The organism is Streptomyces angustmyceticus (assembly GCF_040701845.1).
Taxonomy (GTDB): Bacteria; Actinomycetota; Actinomycetes; order Streptomycetales; family Streptomycetaceae; genus Streptomyces; species Streptomyces angustmyceticus_A.
Genome location: NZ_JBFBHQ010000006.1, coordinates 56,439 through 74,778 on the forward strand (window position 1 = coordinate 56,439; position 18,340 = coordinate 74,778).

The following is an 18,340-nucleotide window of genomic DNA, read 5'->3' on the forward strand; positions in this document are numbered from 1 at the left end:
GTGGCCCGGCCGCGGTTCGACAACGGTGCCACCCCGCACGGAGCGTGCCGTGCTACGGGTCAATCGTGGGGGACAACCACTATCGGACACGGGGCGTGGTGCACGGCTGCCTGGACGACGTGGCCGATGCGAGGCGGCAGCAGGCGGCCTCCGTGCCGCCGGCCGACAACCAGCAGTTCCGCGTTCGGGGTGCCGTGCAGAAGCGCGGGCGCCGGACTCTCCATTATCACCTGCTCGTCGACGTGCACGTCCGGGAACTTCGCCCGCCATGGGCGCAATGCCGCAGCCAGCTCGTCCCGTGCGCTCTGAGCCGATTCCTCGGCAGCGATCCGGTCCACGCCGCCGCCGCGGTTGTAGGCATACGCAGGCAGGTGCCTGCCGTGCACGGCCCGCAGCGCGACGGCCCGACGGGCGGCGGTTTCGAAGGCGAACGCCAGCAGCCCGTCGCACGCGGCGTGCAGACTGACGCCGACCGTCACATTGCCGCTTCCGATGCGGGCCGGGGTGTCCTGCTGGGCACGGACAAGCACAGTCGGGACGGCGGTGCGGGTCACCAGTTCCAGCCCGATCTCTCCCAGGGTGAAGCGCGCGGCGGCTCCGAGCCCTCGCGATCCGAGAACCAGCAGGTCCGACTGTTCAGCCGCCTTGGCCAGGGCATCCGACGGTTCTCCGCGCACCAAGCCCACGTCCACAGGAAGGTCGGGGTGGGACGAGGCCACGGCTGTCCGAGCCTCATCGATGATCCGGTGCGGCCAGTAGTTCTCTTCCGCTTCCTCGGACGGCGCGCCGGTCGGCTCCGGGGCGAGCAGGATCCAGGCATGCAGAAGCCGCAGCCGCGCCTTGCGCAACTCCGCCTCCCGCGCTGCCCACAGCGCTGCGGACAGCGACTGCAAAGTGCCGTCCAGGCCGACCGTGATGAGGTCTTTCATGAGGGTTCTCCGCTCCCATCAGCCGAGTGGGCGGCCACGGCCGGCTTCAGGTCTTCGGAGACCGACACGACGCCGTCGACGCTGGCGCACATGCGGACAAGAACCGGGGTGAGCAGAGGCTCGGCCACCGAGCCGTGCAGTGCCACCTGACCCTGGACGACGTCGGCGGTCACGCCTGCTGCGCCGAGGCGTGCGGTGCGTCCGATGATCTCCCGCGAGATTTCCTCCTGGATCGCCTTGTCCTGGCGGAGGAAGACGCGCAGCAGATCGCTGCGGCTGACGACGCCCAGCAGCGTCTCCGTCTCATCGACCACGGGCAGACGCTTTACGTTCTGCACCTCCATCAGCCGTGCCGCCTCCACCACGGTCCATTCCGGGTGAGCACAGACCGCCGGAGCGGACATGAGTTCGTCGGCGGTGCACCCCTCGGCCCGGGCCCGCTCCCACGCCTCGAGGTGGGGCAACGGTGTCCGGCCGGAGAGATCGGACCGGTCAGCCGCCTTCCGCAGCAAGTCGGCCTCCGAGACGATCCCGGCCGGCCTGCCGAGGCCGTCGAGAACCGGCACGGCACTCACCGCGTTGTCGGCCAGGATCTGCGCGATGTCCTTGAACGGCGTGTCGAGCTGCACACTCACGACCTGCCTCGTCATGAGCTCACCTATCGTGCGGTGCTCCATCTCCGGCTCCTTTCCCCGTGGCGGTCGACGCCTTGCCCCCACTTCTCCAGCGTGGCCGGAGCACGGACGCTCCCGGCATGAGCCACTCGGCCCCATCGGCCGGCCGGCAGGCCCGAAGGATCCGAGTGGCCTGCGGCAAGGGACCTATGGCCCCTGACGCGATCGCAGCGGCCCCACCACTCTGAAGAAGCCCGCCGATCCACCGTCCGCGCCGTACGGGAGGCCCCGGTGTTCATCCAGACCCTCGACGACACGCTGGTGAAGACCCTCGTCGCCGACGCCATCACCGCGCCGTCCATGCACAATGCCCAGCCCTGGTACTTCGGCTACGCCCGCCACAGCCGTACGTTCACCCTTTCCGCCGACCTCGAGCGCGCCATGCCGCACGCCGACCCCACGACCCGTGGCCTGCACCTGGGCTGCGGAGCCGCGCTGCTGAACCTGCGAGTGGCCGCGTCCCACGCCGGCCATCGCACCTCGACGACCCTCCTTCCGGACCCGCATGTCCCAGCGCTCCTGGCCGCCGTGCGGCTGGACGACCCTCACGCGCACACGGACGAGTCCCTCGCCGGCCTGCATGGCGCCCTTCGCAACCGCCACACCAGCCGCTCCCCCTTCACGGAACGCCAGATCCCGGGAAACATCCGCGCCGCGCTCTCCGATGCCGCGGCCCGAGAAGGGGCGCAGCTGAGCTTCCTGGCCACCCCGCACCGCGAGACCGTGCTGGATCTGATCATGCACGCCGAGGGCTACAACCGGATGGACGACGGCCGCGACGCCGAACAGCGCCGCTGGACCCACGACACCGCTGCCGAACCAGCCGTCGACGACGGCATCCCGGACTACGCCTTCGGGCCCCGCAAAAGCACCGGCTCGGCCCCCCTCAGGGACTTCGCCGGCCGGGGCATCGTCTCCGACCGCGCCTACGCCGACTTCGAGAAGAGCCCCCAACTGGCCTCGCTCAGCACCCTGGGCGACACCCCGGCCGACTGGCTACGCGCCGGCCAGGCACTGGAGCGTGTCCTTCTCCTGGCCACCCTCCAGGGACTCGCCGGCTCCTTCGCGACGCAGCCCGTCGAATGGCCGGACCTGCGCTGGATACTGCGCGACCCGCAGTCCGGCAGGGGCCATGTGCACATGATCCTGCGCCTGGGGTACGGCCCACAGGGGCCCAGGACCCCGCGACGTCCGCTGGACCAGGTGCTCACGATCAAGCCGTGAATGACGGCCGGATGAGGGAGCGAAGGTACGGAGGCCGACGACACCGCGCGACGACATCGCGCGGTGGACTGACCCGGCTTCCCGATGAGTCCAGCTCGTGGCCTGCCGTTACGCCTGGGGACCGTTACGCCTGGGGAACGGTCACCCGCTGCTGCCCTTCCCGTTCGGTGCCGTGCTGGGGAGTTTCTTGATGAGGTCGGCGGGCAGTGCGGTGGGCTCGGTTGCCTCGGCCGCGCTCTCTTCCCTGGCGAGGAAGGAGCCGAGCTCGCCGATGGTGCTCATGAGCGGCGAGGGGAAGACGACGGGCAACTGGATGTCCTTCGGCTCCACCAGGGTGACCTCGATGCCCCGCGCTTCTCGTGCCATGCGAGTCTTCCGTCCGGGTGCCCGGGTCCCAGAGGAAGTCCACCGGGGACTGGGGCGACTCGTAGCGACTGTCGAAGTGCACCCACGCGTTCTCCTGGCGGCTGCCTTCCGCAGTCCCGTGAAAGGCTCTGACCAGGATGTACTCAGAGGATCGCCATCCGAGCGAGGCTCGTGCGGGCCTTCTGCCGGCTCCAGCCCTACCGCCCCCTCGCGGTTCCACCTCATCGCGAGGACCCTTCGTGAGAGAGGCCCAGGAAAGAACCCTGCGTCACTGGTGGGTGGGCCCACAGCTGATTGACGAATCCGAGGACAACACCAAGCGCGCGTTCGAGACCTCCCTGAACAAGCTGGGCCTGGACCACCTCGACCTGTACCTGATGCACCAGCCCTTCGGCGACGTCTACGGCCAGTGGCGCGCCATGGAGGCGCTCGACCGCGAAGGGACGGCCAAGGCGATCGGCGTGGCCAACTTCTACCCCGACCGCCTGATCGACTTGATCGTCAACAACGAGATCCCCCCGGTGGTCGACCAGATCGAGACCCACCCCTTCTTTCAGCGCGCCGACTACCAGGGGCTCATGCGCGAACACGGCGTGCAGATCCAGTCCTGGGGCGGCTTCGCCGAAGGGATGAACAGCCTGTTCACCAACCCGCTGCTGGCCGAGATCGGCAAGGAGCACGGCAAGTCGGTGGCACAGGTCGTGCTGCGTTGGCTCACCCAGCGCGGCGTCATCGCCATCCCCAAGCCCGTGCGCGCCGAGCGCCATGGCCGAGAACATCGACGTCTTCGACTTCCAGCTCACCGACGAGCCGATGGCCCAGATCGCCACCCTCGACACCGGCAGCTCCCTGTTCTTCGACCACCACGATCCCGAGATCGTCACCTGGCTCGCCAAGCGTCGTCTGGACGCCTGACCCGGACCCGCCACCCCAGGGGTGAGCAGTCGCATCGCCGGCCTCTCGCTCCTCCCGCTGCCAGATCCCTCGCGAAGGGCCTGTCCGTGCACCAGCAGGACCGCGCTTCAGCCCACCGCCGCACGATCCTGCGCGTCAGGCTGCTCACCGGAATCACCGCAGAGCGCCTTCTGTCCGACGAACGAGGTGGCGCCCGTGAGCATGCGGGCGTGAGGGCCAAGGCGGCCTTCGTCCTAGTAGCCCTGCTCGGACGCCGGCATCCGCTGCCAAGCGCTCCGCGACCCAGGCCGCGCGCCGAGCAGCACCACCTGCAACGGTGTACCGCCGGGCCTCTACAGCGGCCGGCGCACCGGACGTCCGGGGGCGTGAGCAGACCACCGATGAGGCGTTGGCTCTTCGCAGCGGCGCCGTCGGGCAGGAGGCCGTTGACCGGGGTGGCCGGCAGGCGGTCGCAGCGACCACCGCGTGACCCGTCGGGCGCGGGGCCGGCACACAGTCCGGGGCGGGGCGTCTCCCGGCGAAATCCTTCGGCCGGCGGCTACCACGGCCGCCAGGTGCGCGAGTCGGATGTGCAGTCGCGGTTCCCTCGGGTCGCGTCCCCGACAGGCGTGACTTGGTGGGCCCGGGTCCTCGTGTGGCCGCGCGAGGCTGTGCCGGGTGCATGGGGTGCAAACGCCGCGACGATGCCCTGCTGGAGGGTCCTCCGGACGGACCCTCCAGCAGGGCATCGACTGTCAGTCGTGCATACCGTCACCCAAGAGCGCAGGACTCCCGACCCTGCCCGTGCTGCCGGGAGCTCCCGGGCGGCCCAGGCCTTTGACACATCGCAACGGAGAGACGATGGCCGAGCGTAAGCCGATTGCTCGCAGGGCCGTGAGGCGAACGAGCCGCATCGCAGGGGCCTGCGCGCCGGCTGCGGGGTTCGCCGTCGCGAGCCATGCACCTCCCGCCGAGCCCAGTCCGCCGACGGGGCCTCGTGTGTACGCGACGGAGCCGGCTCCTCCAACCGGGAGCCCGGCCGCGCCGGAGCTGGTCACTTCGGGCAGCGGGGTGGGGAGCTTCGTCTCCGAGCCAGGACTCCACCCCGTGCGGGTCACCGTCACCACCTCGTGAAGGAGGTGTCGTATGGCCGACGCGGCGGAACCACGCGCCGATCCGGGGCGCCGGCCCCACTTGGGAATGCAGGTCGGCGAACTCGACGGCAAGTGGTACGCGAAGTACTGGAACCCGGTGATGGCGCCGCTGCCGCAGCACGTCAGGGAGGCCCTCGCACTCGGTCCGCAGGCGCCCCCGCTGTGCCTGGAATTCGACGCTGCCGGGACGCTGGGCGACGCCGGCCACCACGACCTCGAGAACGGCTACGGCCTCTTCGACGACGGTTCCATGCACACCGCCACGCTGACCCGTATGCCAGGCGTGTCCCCGGCCATGCTGGACTGGTGGTTCTGGTGGCACGCCACGGAGACCCAGCGGTACAAGCTGTGGAATCCGCGAGCCCATGTGTACGCCGCATGGTCAGGAGCCCCGGCGGACCGAGATGCCCCGTACCGCGAGAGATACATCGGCGGCACGTCGTTCGTCGACGAATACGTCGGCAGCGCCCTCGGCGAGCTCGCCATCCGCTTCGTCCGGCCCAGCAGGTTCGGATTCAGCGAGGACGGTCTCGATCCGGCCGAGGCGACCGCGGTCTGCGGTGTGGTCGGACTGTCCCGAGTTCCACTCGACTGGGGCTACTTGATCCATCACGTACGGCGGGTGAAGGACGGCAGCGAGATGCGCTCACGCTTCTGGATGGGCGGAAAATACGTCGCCCCCCGCGAAGGAGCCTCCCTGCCCGGGAAGCTCGAAGCGGCCGCGGAAGGCTTGCGGAAACTCGGAGCGGAGCAAGCCCGTGCCATGGTCGTGCATTGCTCCCAGGAGATGAACCACCTCGCTGCGTTTCTCCCGGGCATCTTCGATGAGTTCACCCGTCGTGCACGGCGCGACGAGCCGTAGAGAGCTGTTCTGCAGCGGGGACCACCGCACGGAGGATCCAAGAGGGAGAGGGCATGGCGCCTCGTATCGAGGGCAGGGTGTTGCGGCGAGGTGACTACCGCTACGAGAGCCTGCGTCGTGAAGCCTGCTGGCACGCAGGAGTGCCGGACCGGTATCCCGAAGTGATCGTGCTGGCGAACCACGAGGACGACGTCGTCGGAGCGGTCGAGCTCGCCAGGCGGGAGGGCCTGCGGATCGCGGTGCGCTCCGGCGGCCACAGCTGGTCCGCCTCGCACCTGCGTGACGGCACGGTGCTGATCGACCTCTCGAACCTGCGACACGTGACGGTCGACCCGGAGGCGATGGCCGGCACCGCGCAGCCCGGCATCAAAGGATCAGAGTTCAGCGCGATGCTCGCGGATCAGAACCTGTTCTTCCCCACGGGGCACTGCTCGGGCGTCTCCCTCGGCGGGTACCTGCTGCAGGGCGGGTTCGCCTGGGCCGGGCGGGACTACGGCCCGGCCTGTATGTCCGTCACCGGGATCGACGCGGTCACTGCCGCCGGCGAGCGGGTCCACGCCGACGAGACGGAGAACCCGGACCTCTTCTGGGCTTCCCGCGGAGCCGGCCCCGGCTTCTTCGCCGTCGTCACCAGGTTCCACGTCACGCTCTATCCGCGCAGGCGCGTCACGATGAACAGCGGCTACTTCTGGCCGGCCTCCGCCGCGTACGACGTCTACGGCTTCGTGCACGAGATCGGCCGCCGGACGCCGACGGAGATCAATCTTCTGTGCAGCCGCGATCCGATGACCGGCGGTGAGCCGCTCATCGCCCTCAACGCGACCGCCTTCACCGACACCGAGGAGGAGGCCAGGGAACAGCTGTCGGTCTACGAGTCCTGTCCCGCACGCGCGCACACGCTGACGACCCGGCTCAACGAGGTGACCGACACCGGAACCTTGAGCCGTTTCGGCACCGACCCGCACTACGACGAGACCAAGCGGTATCTGGCCGACAACATGTGGACCCACGCGCCGTTCGACGACCTGTGGCCCACCTTCCAGGAGATGCTGAAGACCTGGCCACCGGCACCGTCGCACCTGGTGTTGTTCAACTGGGCAGGCCACGAGGGGCAGCCCCCACGCCCGTCGATGGCCTACTCCGTGGAGGACGAGCTGTATTACGCCCTCTATGCGGCCTGGACCGACCCGGCCGACGACAGCACGTACACCCGGTGGGTGACCGACCACATGCGCGCGTGGGAGCCCTGCGCCAGTGGCATCCAGCTGGCCGACGAGAACCTGCTCCACCGCCCGTACCGCTTCGTGACCGACGAGAACCTCCGCCGGCTCGACGACCTCCGGGTCACCTGGGACCCGGACGGGATGTTCGTGTCCTGGCTCGGCCGGCCTGCTGGACGTTCTCCCGCAGCGGAGGGCACGGCCCTCTGACGGACACCTGTGCAGTTCAGGCGGCTACTGGTGGGGCGCGGGCGTTGCCCGGTCAGCTGCCGTGCGCTCTGCGCGTAGACGTTTCCCCTGCAGCGGGGGGCAGCCGGTTCGGCCCACGCCAGCAGGGCTTTCATGATCCTTCATGGGGCTCGTGATCGACGAGAAACCGGGTCTCGATCGTGCCAACGGCATCGGCGGGGGGTCGGGCCAGGCGGTCTGCACGACGACCAGGGAACGCATCGGCGGCCGCCACAGCCCGTACCCCCTCGCATCGGCTCCTGGTGCTCGTCGGCTCGGATACCGCGGTCGTCGTGCCACGGCCCATCACCTGGGTCTCGACGGTCAGCCCTGATTCTGCTTCGGCGACCCGGCCCCTGCGAAGTTCTGAGGGAAGTGGTATCGGTCCGGAGGACATTGCGCAGGTCAGGGCGCTCCGGCAAGGAATTCGAGTCCGCCCAACGGCGGTGGCGGGGGCGGGCGGTCAAGGCGGCTCACCTCGTTTCCCCCCTGCTCAGCTCCACGTTCCGGGCCACATGGTGTGCCAGTTCGTCCTCTCCCGCGACGTGCCCGGGTGGGGCTGCGTATTGGCCTGTTCGGGTGATAGTCGAGTCAAGAGGGTGGTGTTCCGTTGGCCATTTCGGGTTAATGGTGGTGACCGTTTTCCGGTGGGTTGCCCATCTCTCCGGGGAGAGATGGGCAACCCCTGTGGTGCGCGTGTGCGTGGTACATGGCGGCGTGCCCTCTTACTGTCCCGGTGTGCAAGCGGTGATCCGGTTCGCGTATTCCGGCGCCGTGCGACGCGGGCCCCGGTGGGAGTTCTCGGGCGGCCCTCTCAGCTGAGAGAGGTTTGTCATGGAACCGATTACGGGTTGGTGGGGAGCCCCGGCGGTAGCCGGCGGGGTTCGGCCGGTTGTACCGGCCGGTGGATCCGAGGTGGCCGCGGTACGGGGGCTTGCGGTCGCGCCCTTCAGTGCGGCGTTCTCCACGGTGACCATCCCGGCGGGCACGAGCCCGCTGGCGGTGGCGGTGGCGCCGAACGGCAACGTCTATGTCGGCAACGCCAATTCGAGCAACGTGACGGTGATCAGCAGCGCCACGAACACCGTCCTGGCCACCGTCCCCGCCGGCTCAAATCCGGCCATGATTGCGGTGGCACCGAACGGCAACGTCTACGTCACCAACCAAAGCTCGAGCAACGTGACGGTGATCAGCAGCGCCACGAACACGGTCCTGGCCACCGTCCCCGTCGGCGGGGGCCCGTTCGCACTGGCGGTGGCGCCGAACGGCAACGTCTACGTCGCCAACAGCACCTCGAACAACGTGACGGTGATCAGCAGCGTCACGAACACGGTCCTGGCCACCGTCCCTGTCGGCGCGGTCCCGGACGCGGTGGCGGTGGCGGCGAACGGCAACGTCTACGTCGCGAACCGGAACGCGAACACCGTGACGGTGATCAGCAGCGCCACGAACACGGTCCTGACCACCCTCCCCACCGGTGGTTTCCCGGGCGCGGCGGCGGTGGCGCAGAACGGCAACGTCTACATCGCCAACCAGACCTCGAACAACGTGACGGTCATCGACAGCGCCACGAATACCGTCCTCGCCACCGTCCCCGCCGGCACGGTCCCGGGAGTGATTGCGGTGGCGCCCAACGGCAACGTCTACGTCACCAACACCGTGTCGAACAACGTGACGGTGATCGACAGCGCCACGAACACGGTCCTGGCCACCGTCCCCACCGGCGGGGGCCCGTTCGGGGTGGCGGTGGCGCCCACCGGCAACGTCTACGTCGGCAACAGCAATTCCAACAACGTGACGGTGATCAGCAGCGCCACGAACACGGTCCTGGCCACCGTCCCCGTCGGCGCGTTCCCGTTCTCGGTGGCGGCGGCGCCGAACAGCAACGTCTACGTCACCAACGCCAATTCGGCGAACGTGACGGAGATTTCGCCGTTGACGGTGACGACCTCGCCGGCGTCGCCGGTGTGCGGGCAACCGGTGACGTTCACCATTTCCGGGGGGACTCCGAACGGGACAGCGGTGGTGGACTTCGGGGACGCCAGCCCCACGGTCACCGTCCCCCTGGACGCCACCGGGAGCGGGCAGACCACCCACACCTACACCGCCGGTGCGTTCACCGCGAGCGTGAACGGCAACCCCACCTCCGTCACCGTGAGCCCCAACCCCACAACGACGTCGTTGTCGGTGACGCCGAACCCCTCCACCTGCGGGCAGAGCGTGACCGCATGCGCGACCATCACCCCGGCACCAGCCACCACCTCCGTGCCGACCGGCACGGTCACCTTCACCCTCCCCAACGGCCAAACCCAGATGGTCCCCGTCAACGCCTCGGGGCAGGCCTGCTTCACCACCACCGCCCTGACCACCGGCACCCTCACCGCCGCCTACAGCGGTGACAGCTGCTTCACCGGCTCCTCCGCCGGCACCCCCGTCACGGTGAACCCCACCCCCACAAAGCTGACCGCGCAGCCAGGCACGATCCGGCTCCGGCTGACCCCGCTGCCCGAGTTCTACATCCCCAGCCTCAGCGCCACCCTGACGACCACCTCGGGGATGCCGGTGGCCGGTCAGCCGGTGACCTTCACCGCCACCACGCTCTTCGGCCCGGTCAACCTCGGCACCGCCGTCACCGACGCCAACGGCACCGCCACCATCCACAACGCCGTCGTCCCCGTCTTCGCCGTCGCCACCCCCTTCTACACCGCCACCTTCCCCGGCACCGCCTGCTACACCGCCGCCACCGACCACAACATCCTGCTGTTCATCCCCCTCCCGGGCTGACCTCACCGGCTCCGAAACCCCACGTCACCTGGTCTGCTGCGACGGGAGGAACACGCCGCGGCCCAACTGGACGAGCCGGCCGACCGGTCGAGGGGGTTGGCGGCACGCGTGGATTCCAGAGGCGGGGCTCCGGCCGCGAGGGCGGCTCGGCTCCAGCATCGGCACGGTGATCGGCAGACCACGGCGCAGGAAGGGCGGGAGAACAACCTGACTCGGCGTCGCGAGCTGCGCTTGGAGGGTGCCCCAGCGACGGTGATGACGGCAACGACGGCACACAGACGGCGATGACGGCTACGACGGCACACCTCGGCTGCCGAACGGCCACTCCGAGAAGGTGGTTTGACAGCTTTTGACCAGCCGAGGCTAACCGACCGTTTCCCCCAGCGGTCCCGGTGTCGGCAGGCGCACCCTGTCCGTCGTCTTCGGCTCCCCCGACGGGCAGGGCCTAACCCGCTCCATGCGTGCGCACCGTGGTCACCGCAGCGGTGAGTTGAGCCGGCGCGGAGACCGTGGCCTACGGCGTCCCCGATCAGTTCCTCGGTCGCCTCCGCGCCCTTGCGGGCGGCCTGGAGGCGGTCGGTGAGCGAGGTGTGCCCTGCGCGGGTCCCGGCGGCCTTCGCGTCCCGGCTGCAGGAGCCGGCCCTGCGCGCGCACCGGGCGTTGGGGTTCGACGGCGACTCCTACTCGCGCACCGACTTCCGCTGCGACACAGGTGGCGAGCCGATGTGTCTCGAAGTGAACGCACTTCCCGGCCTGACGGCAACGAGCCTGTTGCCGCTCGCGGCGACCGGGGCCGGCTGGACCTACCCCGACCTCATCCAGCGCCTCCTCGACCTCGCGACACGCTGACACGAACTCCGTACGCCCTGCGCACGTGCACCGGCCGCCGAGTGGGCGCCACCGGAAGGCCGAGCCGACGGAGTGCCTCAGAGCACTCGTGCACCCAAAACGCTCGAAGGCCCGTGCCCCTGCGCCTCTGCAGGAGCACGGGCCTTTGCCGTGTGAGGTTCGTGGATCAGACTGCCCAGCGTGGCTCAGGCGGGGACTTCGAACCCCAGCGCGCGCAGCCCGGCTTCTGCTGCCTGCCGGTCTTGCTCGGCACTGCCGCCGGAGACGACCAAACCGCCGGTGACCTCGCCGAGTTCGATGACTGGACAGCCGCCGCCGACGGCCATGAGCCGAGGATGATGGGCGAGAGGGGATGACGGCGTTCCGACACGAGATGGGCAGTCGCGCAGCCGCACGAACAGGTGATGTTCGCGAGAACGGGAGTCAGCTGCCGCAGTCCTCTCCCCTGGCGCATCCGTCTTTCCCGGTCCGGTTGGTGAGGGGGTGTTGAGAGGCGGTCGGTGGTGTGAACAGTGCCTGGACGGTACCGGTGGCCAGCTCTCGCAGCCAGGCGTGGGCGCGGTCATCGTCGTAGCGCTGGTGCCACAGCAGGTACAGGGGTACGTCGGGCAGCGGGAGTGGCGGCGGCATCGTGGTCAGGCCGAGTTGTTCCCGGGCCGTTCGGGTGACCGCGTCGGGGAGGGTGACGACCAGGTCGGTGTCGAGGGCGAGTTGCAGTGCGAAGGCGGCGGTGGGCCCGGCGGCGACGACGTGTCGTTCGAGGCCGCGTGTGGTCAGGGCGTCATCGATCGGGTCGCGCAGGTTTCCGCGCCGCGAAACGGTGACGTGTTCGGCAGCTGCGTAACGCTCAAGGCTCAGCGGGCCTGCGGTGAGCGGGTGGCCCGGGCGGACGGCGACGACCAGCCGGTCGCTGCCGACGAGGCGGTGGCGGATGTGGGGGAGCACCGGAGCGCTGGAGCTCGATTCGAGGTCGATCTCACCCCGGCGCAGCTCGGCGTCGTCTCTCCCGGGTTCGGCGGACAGACGCAGCCGGACGCCGGGGGCCTGCTGGTGGACGGCCGAGGTCAAGGCGGTGCCGCACGCGGCGGTCAGGGCGTCGTGCCAGCGCACGGTGAACACCCGGTCCAGAGCCGCCAGGTCGAGTTCCTGCTGCGCGGACAGAAGTTGGTGGGCCTGCTGCACGAGGGCGTGGACCTCGGCACGCATGGCGAGGGCGCGGGTGGTGGGGACCATGCTGCGGCCGGTGCGGACCAGGATCTGGTCACCGGTGGCTTTGCGGATGCGGCCCAGGGAGCGGCTCATCGCCGGTGAGGTGACGTGGAGGCGTGCTGCCGCGCCGGCGACGCTGCCCTCCTCCAGCAGTGCGTCCAGAGCCGTGAGCAGGTTCAGATCCAGTTGCATGGCAGTAACTCTACAAGTGACAAGCATGCACTTGTTGTTAATGACCAGGCGGCCTACCTTCGAAGTGCGGGGGCGAGACAACCGCCCCGCTTCTACCGATCCCAGGGAGCCCGCCCATGAGCACAGCCATGCCTTTCGCCGCCGGCACGACGCTCCTGTCCGATGTGACAGCTGCGGTGAAGACCGCCGGCGTCACGCTGCGCGACCGCCACACCCCGTACGCCCGGGGTGTGAGTCTGGACGAGGTCGTCGGCGAGATCCACGCCAACGACGAAGCGGTGCTGGACGTGTTGCGGGAATCGCTGCTGCGGGCCCGGCCGGGGGCGCAGTGGGCCGAGGACGAGCTGGCCGGTGGCGCGCTCCCGCCCGGCGAGTGGTGGGTCGTCGACCCTGCCGAGGGCAACATCAACCACGTCCACGGCATGGAGGACTGGGCCGTCACCGCCACCCTGGTCCGCGACAACCAGCCGGTACTCACCGTCGTACACCTGCCGCTGACCGGCGACACCTACACCGCGGTCGCCGGCGGCGGTGCCCGCCTCAACGACCGGCCCCTGACGGTGTCTGCCAAGACCGACCTGGGCGCCGCGCTCATCGGCACTGGTCAGGCCAAGCCCGGCGAGGACGAGCGCACCTTCCGGCGGATCGGTGACTCCGTCACCGCGATGCTCATCAACGGCCTGGTCGTGCGTGTGTCCGTTCCTGCCACGATGCAGCTCATCCACGTCGCCGCCGGACGCATGGACGCGTTCTGGCAGTTCTCCGACGTCCGCTCCGGCCTGGTCGCCGGCGCCCTGCTGGTCTCCGAGGCCGGAGGCACCGTCACCGACCTGGCGGGCGAGCCCTGGAACACCGGCAGCCGCGACTTCCTGGCCGCCGCCCCCGGCATTCACGACGCCGCCCTCAAGGTCCTCTCGCCGATCGCCTGACCGGGAACCTCCGCTCTTCCCCACCCCGATACCGCTAGGAGCAACACCGCATGACCAGCATCGGCATCCTGGGCGCCGGCCGCGTCGGCACCAACCTCGCCGGCCAGCTCTCCGCAGCAGGACACCAAGTCACCCTCGGTGGCCGGAGCCCCGAAGACACCGCCGCCCGCACCGCCGGGCTCGCCCCGCGGATCGCCTTCGCCGACCAGCGCACCACTGCCGGCACCGCGGACATCGTGATCAACGCGACGCCCGGCGACAGCTCCCTGGACCGCCTCACCGACCTGCGCACCGAACTCGCCGGGAAGATCCTCATCGACGTCTCCAACGCCACCCGCGACGACGGTGACGGCCTGCCCGGCGGCTTGTGCTACCCCGGCAGCAGCCTCGCCGAGAAGCTCCAGGCCGCGCTCCCCGACACCCATGTGGTCAAGACCCTCAACACGATGCTGTTCATGGTCATGACCGCCCCCGAAACCCTGACCACCCCACCGACCGCCTATCTCTCGGGCGACGACGAACACGCGAAGAGGACCGTCACCGGCCTGCTCGGCGACCTGGGCTGGCAGCCCGAACGGATCGAGGACCTCGGCGACATCACCACAGCCCGCGCCACCGAGGCCATGATCCTCGTCGTGCCCCACATCCTGCGCCGGCACGGCTTCAAGCCCTTCGCCGTCTCCCTCGCCCGCTGACCCACCAAGACCGCGTTCGGACCGAACCAGGTAGCGGGCTCGCGCGAGGCGGCTGGGTACTGGCAGGGACAGTGCCCAGTCCGCGAAGGGCCGCGCGGGCATCGGCGAGAGTGGCCTGGACGGCCAGCGGTGCCTGTTGCGCGATGAGGTGGGCGAGTGCCGTCGCACGGTCGAACTGTTCGCCTGGGCCGACGACTTCCTGGACGACGCCCATGCGCCACGCTTCTTGAGCGTCGAACCGGTCGCCGGTGAGCAGGTAGCGCATGGCGTTGCCCCAGCCGGCGCGGTGCGGCAGCCTGACCGTGGCACCGCCCAGGGCAACGATGCCGCGGGTGACCTCCTGCTGGCCGAAGAGGGTGTCGGCCGCGGCGACACACAGATCGGCGTTGAGCACGAGTTCCGGACCTGCCGTGAAACAGCGCCCGTGAACGGCGACCACGACGGGCTTCGTGGCCGGCTCCCCGTACATGCCCCAGGGGTCGCGGCCGGTGTCCGGGATGAGTCCCTCGCCGCCGGTCGCCAGACGTGGGGCGAGCGAGGCCAGATCGAGTCCGCCGGTGAAATGAGGGCCATTGCTGCGGCTCTCTATGAGAGTGCATCCTGGCGTGATCAGCATGCCGGATGGCAGGACATTCAATCCCCGCTCGCAGATGGGGAAAATTAGAATCTTTGCCGTTCGGGGATTTGTCACTGCGTAGCGCATTCGAAGCCCCGCCAGTCACGCCTGGCGGGGCTTCCGTATATGGCGTGACCCCTCCTCACCCCTCCTCCGGCTTCACGGTCTTCGGGTTCAGCTTCAGATTGACCACGAGCAACCGGTTCCGCGGCTGGACGCGCACCGTGGCGACATTCTTGAATCGCCGGTAGGCGATGTAGTGCAGCTGCGTCTCCTTCTGCGAAGAGCCGGGAGGAGCGGTGAGCGCCCCGACTCGTCATAAGATAAAAATACTCACCACGTATGCTTCATGACGTGTGAACTCACTCCTTCCTTCGCATGGACAGGTTCAGTTCAATCGATTGAGGCCGCTTCGTAATCGCTTGCGTTCCGCCTTCATCTGACGGCCTGTTGCCTCGCGATGCCGTCGCGGCCGGCTTCTCGGCGCAGGCCAGCTGACCTGCGCGCGAACTGATCGCCCACGAAGGAAAGAAGGCTGTGGCATGTCTGCCCTCATCAACGCGCTCCACCCGAGCACAGGACCAGCCGCCGGCGGCAATACCGTCGCCATCAGCGGCTGTGGGCTCGCCGCTACCAGCGATGTCACCTTCGGCGCTGTCTCGGCCGCTGGCTTCACCGTCACCTCCGACACCACGATCACGGCCGTCGCGCCGCCCGGAAGTGGAAGCGTTCCGGTGGCCGTTGTCACCGCCGACGGGGCCAGCAACAGCCTCACGTACTCCTACGGATCAGCGGGATTACCGGTCCTCGAGGCGATTGCCCCGCAGGCGGGCGATCCGGCCGGTGGCAGCGACATCATCGCCGTGGGCTCCGGGTTCACCGGTGCCACGGCGGTCGACTTCGGTGGTATCGCGGCGGCCGGTTTCACGGTCGCTTCCGACACCATCATCGGGATCACCACTCCGCCCGGGACCGGGACGGTGCCGGTGACGGTCACCACTCCCGGCGGTACCAGCAACGGGGTGTCGTTCACGTACAGCGCCTCGCTGCCGCCCAGGCTCGTGGCGGTGACGCCGAGGAGCGCCCGCCCTGGCCGCACCGTCGTCATCTTCGGCTGCAAGGTCAACCGCGCGACGAGGGTCGCTTTCGGTGGCCACCCGGCGGAAAGCTTCACCGTTCTGTCCGACAACGTCCTCCTCGCCGTCGTCCCGCCCGGAGACGGAACGGTGCCCGTGACCGTCACCACCCCCGCCGGCACCAGCAACCCCGTGCGCTTCACCTATGTCTCGGCACCGGTCATCAAGGCGATTGCCCCGCAGGCGGGCGATCCGGCCGGTGGCAGCGACATCATCGCCGTGGGCTCCGGGTTCACCGGTGCCACGGCGGTCGACTTCGGTGGTATCGCGGCGGCCGGTTTCACGGTCGCTTCCGACACCATCATCGGGATCACCACTCCGCCCGGGACCGGGACGGTGCCGGTGACGGTCACCACTCCCGGCGGTACCAGCAACGGGGTGTCGTTCACGTACAGCGCCTCGCTGCCGCCCAGGCTCGTGGCGGTGACGCCGCAGAGCGCCCGTCCCGGCGACACCGTCGTCATCTTCGGCTGCAAGGTCAACCGCGCGAGGACCGTCGCTTTCGGCGACCACCCGGCGGACGACTTCACCGTTCTGTCCGACAACGTCCTCCTCGCTGTCGTTCCGCCCGGGAACGGAACCGTGCGCGTCACCGTCACCACCCCCACCGGCACCAGCAACCCTGTGCGCTTCACCTACGCCTGACGGTGCCGTCCAAGGAGCCGTGTCCACGCCGGAGTTGGTGGTCACGTGGTGAGCGTGGGCTCGAAGGGGGCGCTGCGGCCAGTCGCGGCGTGACCCTTGGCAGGTGATCGTCTGCCACGCGACCGATTCCGGGTGCCGCGCAGCGGTGGCCTCCTCGTCTCCGGAGGAGGGGGCAGCCGCAGGAGGGAGCTACCCGCGGCGGATGTACTGGTGTGGGTGACGCGGCGGCGGGTGCCGCTGGCCGACCGCGGGGGCAGCTGCGAATGCAGCCTTCGCCGGTTGGACCCTGCGGCCCTGCACGGGCGTGTCGAGCAGCGTGCCGCGACGATCCGGTCCGAGCGAAACAGGCGGCCGTGGCCACGGTGGTCGGCGACCAGGCACCGCGTGCCGGCCTTGGCGACGAGCCCATAGGGCGACGAGGACGCGACGGCTGGTCAGCTCGGCGGCTTGGCGGTGCGATGCGGAGATCGAGAGTAGGCGGTCGGACTTCACCGGCCCAAAATGCCGTGCGCGAACGACGCGAAGAAACCTGACGGTAGGTGTCAGGTTATGGAGGGATGCTTCCTCCTGCACCGCACGACGTGCCTTTGAACTCTGCATGAACGGGAGCCAGCCCTCATGAACACTGCCCTCGACCCCCGGCTGCTGCTGGAGCGCGCGACCGGCCAGTTCGCCGCCCTGGTCGCGACCGTCGAGCCCAACCGGCTTGACGACCGCACGCCCTGCACGGAGTACAACATCCACTCGCTGATTGGCCATGTGCTGGGCAATACGCTTGCCTACGCGTACATCGCCGAAGGCGGCTCGGCCGCTGACGAGCCGGGAGACATCAAGGAAGTCCCGGACAACGACTGGGCGGCGGCGTACGAAGCATCCGGGGAGAGGCTGACCGCGGCGGGCCGGGAGCTGACTGACGGCGCGCTCGACAACATCGTGGATCTGGGTTTCGCCAAGATGCCGCTGCGCGCCGCGCTGAGCGCGATCGTCATGGAGATTGCCACGCACACCTGGGATCTGCGTGAGGCATTGGGCACATCCCCTGAACTCGACCAGGAACTGGCAGAGTTCTCGCTGGCATACGCCCATGACGCCCTGCCGCCGGCGAGGCGCGGCGCCCCCGTGCCCTTCGAACCGGTGCAGCCCGCTCCCGAGGGGGCGGACGCGTACGGACGGCTGGCTGCCTGGCTCGGACGGAAGGTGTCTGCTGGTGGCTCGTCACGCAGCCTTGGCCGGTAATCGACCTCCTGCCCGTCGGTGAGCAGACTGTCTCGTAGGCGTAGGCGTAGGCGTAGGCGTAGGCGTAGGCGTAGGCGTAGGCGTAGGCGAACGAGGCGAGGGCGCTGTTGCGCACCGTCCCGTCCGGCTCGACATCCTCGGGTGTGAAGGCGGCCAGGATCAGGGCGCCCGTCTCGTCCTGGTCCACCATCCACCGCTCGTCAGGTGAGTCGGTCGCCTCGGCTGCGCGGCGCCGGAGGAGCGCCGCGGCCTGCCGCACCAGTTGCGCCGTCATGCGTTCCTCCACCGCGCCGCGGTGATTCCCTTCTCGCCCCGGCCCCCGTCGGGTGACGGGACGGCGAAGACCCACCGCGGCCGCCCGACGGGACTGGTCCTCGCCTACGCGGCAGAGGGGTGCAGCACCACCGCGCCCAGGCCGAGCGGCAGGTGGGGGGAAGAAGGCTCCCCGTCCCGGGGAAGCACCGGCCAGGCTCCTTCTTGAGGAGCGGCGGCAGTCGT

At 69.4% G+C, this 18,340-nt stretch carries 15 protein-coding genes and 1 pseudogene; 10 read left to right on the forward strand and 6 right to left on the reverse strand.

The window, feature by feature from the left end; genetic code table 11:
- Nucleotides 1-59: 59 nt before the first annotated feature.
- The gene (locus AB0411_RS15805) at nucleotides 60-929 is read right to left on the reverse strand and encodes a universal stress protein (RefSeq protein WP_366417866.1); all 870 of its coding nucleotides are present in this window, start codon (nucleotides 927-929) and stop codon (nucleotides 60-62) included.
- Nucleotides 926-1,606 carry a CBS domain-containing protein gene (locus AB0411_RS15810; RefSeq protein ID WP_366417867.1) on the reverse strand — a complete coding sequence of 227 codons (681 nt, stop codon included), beginning with the start codon at nucleotides 1,604-1,606 and terminating at the stop codon, nucleotides 926-928. Before AB0411_RS15810 ends, AB0411_RS15805 begins: the two co-directional genes overlap by 4 nt.
- A gap of 228 nt (nucleotides 1,607-1,834) precedes the next feature.
- On the opposite strand from AB0411_RS15810, the gene AB0411_RS15815 reads away from it, so the two are divergent.
- The gene (locus tag AB0411_RS15815) at nucleotides 1,835-2,827 is read left to right on the forward strand and encodes an Acg family FMN-binding oxidoreductase (RefSeq protein ID WP_437042198.1); all 993 of its coding nucleotides are present in this window, start codon (nucleotides 1,835-1,837) and stop codon (nucleotides 2,825-2,827) included.
- A gap of 141 nt (nucleotides 2,828-2,968) precedes the next feature.
- Here the strand turns inward: AB0411_RS15815 and AB0411_RS15820 are convergent, their stop codons facing one another.
- Complete coding sequence (locus tag AB0411_RS15820) at nucleotides 2,969-3,193, reverse strand: hypothetical protein (RefSeq protein WP_366417868.1); 225 nt, start codon at nucleotides 3,191-3,193, stop codon at nucleotides 2,969-2,971.
- Nucleotides 3,194-3,495: 302 nt separating this feature from the next.
- Here AB0411_RS15820 and AB0411_RS15825 point away from each other — a divergent pair.
- The 5 genes and pseudogenes from AB0411_RS15825 to AB0411_RS15845 all read left to right on the forward strand — a co-directional run.
- Nucleotides 3,496-4,108 (forward strand): annotated as a pseudogene (locus tag AB0411_RS15825) (aldo/keto reductase); the annotation flags it as partial.
- Between the two features lie 1,125 nt (nucleotides 4,109-5,233).
- Nucleotides 5,234-6,103 (forward strand): DAPG hydrolase family protein, encoded by an 870-nt coding sequence (locus tag AB0411_RS15830; protein WP_366417869.1) that lies wholly within the window; start codon nucleotides 5,234-5,236, stop codon nucleotides 6,101-6,103.
- Between the two features lie 53 nt (nucleotides 6,104-6,156).
- Entirely contained in the window at nucleotides 6,157-7,533 is a 1,377-nt protein-coding gene (locus AB0411_RS15835) for an FAD-binding oxidoreductase (protein WP_366417870.1), read from the forward strand.
- Nucleotides 7,534-8,466: 933 nt separating this feature from the next.
- A complete protein-coding gene (locus tag AB0411_RS15840) occupies nucleotides 8,467-10,335 on the forward strand; it encodes a virginiamycin B lyase family protein (RefSeq protein ID WP_366417871.1) in 1,869 nt (622 codons plus the stop codon).
- A gap of 579 nt (nucleotides 10,336-10,914) precedes the next feature.
- Nucleotides 10,915-11,184, forward strand: coding sequence for a hypothetical protein (locus AB0411_RS15845; RefSeq protein WP_366417872.1), 270 nt, complete (start codon nucleotides 10,915-10,917; stop codon nucleotides 11,182-11,184).
- A gap of 185 nt (nucleotides 11,185-11,369) precedes the next feature.
- Here AB0411_RS15845 and AB0411_RS15850 read toward each other — a convergent pair whose 3' ends face one another.
- Both AB0411_RS15850 and AB0411_RS15855 read right to left on the reverse strand, forming a co-directional pair.
- Nucleotides 11,370-11,579, reverse strand: coding sequence for a heme-binding protein (locus tag AB0411_RS15850; RefSeq protein ID WP_366417873.1), 210 nt, complete (start codon nucleotides 11,577-11,579; stop codon nucleotides 11,370-11,372).
- A gap of 28 nt (nucleotides 11,580-11,607) precedes the next feature.
- Nucleotides 11,608-12,585 carry a LysR family transcriptional regulator gene (locus tag AB0411_RS15855; protein ID WP_366417874.1) on the reverse strand — a complete coding sequence of 326 codons (978 nt, stop codon included), beginning with the start codon at nucleotides 12,583-12,585 and terminating at the stop codon, nucleotides 11,608-11,610.
- A 116-nt stretch (nucleotides 12,586-12,701) separates the two neighbouring features.
- On the opposite strand from AB0411_RS15855, the gene AB0411_RS15860 reads away from it, so the two are divergent.
- Entirely contained in the window at nucleotides 12,702-13,514 is an 813-nt protein-coding gene (locus AB0411_RS15860) for an inositol monophosphatase family protein (RefSeq protein WP_366417875.1), read from the forward strand.
- 50 nt (nucleotides 13,515-13,564) lie between these two features.
- Nucleotides 13,565-14,209, forward strand: coding sequence for an NADPH-dependent F420 reductase (locus AB0411_RS15865; protein WP_366417876.1), 645 nt, complete (start codon nucleotides 13,565-13,567; stop codon nucleotides 14,207-14,209).
- Here AB0411_RS15865 and AB0411_RS15870 read toward each other — a convergent pair.
- Nucleotides 14,178-14,912: an enoyl-CoA hydratase-related protein gene (locus AB0411_RS15870; RefSeq protein WP_366417877.1), complete on the reverse strand. Its 735-nt coding sequence runs from the start codon at nucleotides 14,910-14,912 to the stop codon at nucleotides 14,178-14,180. The genes AB0411_RS15865 and AB0411_RS15870 overlap by 32 nt on opposite strands.
- Before the next feature lie 455 nt (nucleotides 14,913-15,367).
- Between AB0411_RS15870 and AB0411_RS15875 the strand changes: the two genes are divergently transcribed.
- On the forward strand, nucleotides 15,368-16,606 hold the full coding sequence (locus tag AB0411_RS15875) for an IPT/TIG domain-containing protein (RefSeq protein WP_366417878.1): 1,239 nt from the start codon (nucleotides 15,368-15,370) through the stop codon (nucleotides 16,604-16,606).
- Between the two features lie 618 nt (nucleotides 16,607-17,224).
- Entirely contained in the window at nucleotides 17,225-17,842 is a 618-nt protein-coding gene (locus tag AB0411_RS15885) for a TIGR03086 family metal-binding protein (protein WP_366417879.1), read from the forward strand.
- Nucleotides 17,843-18,340 lie beyond the last annotated feature (498 nt).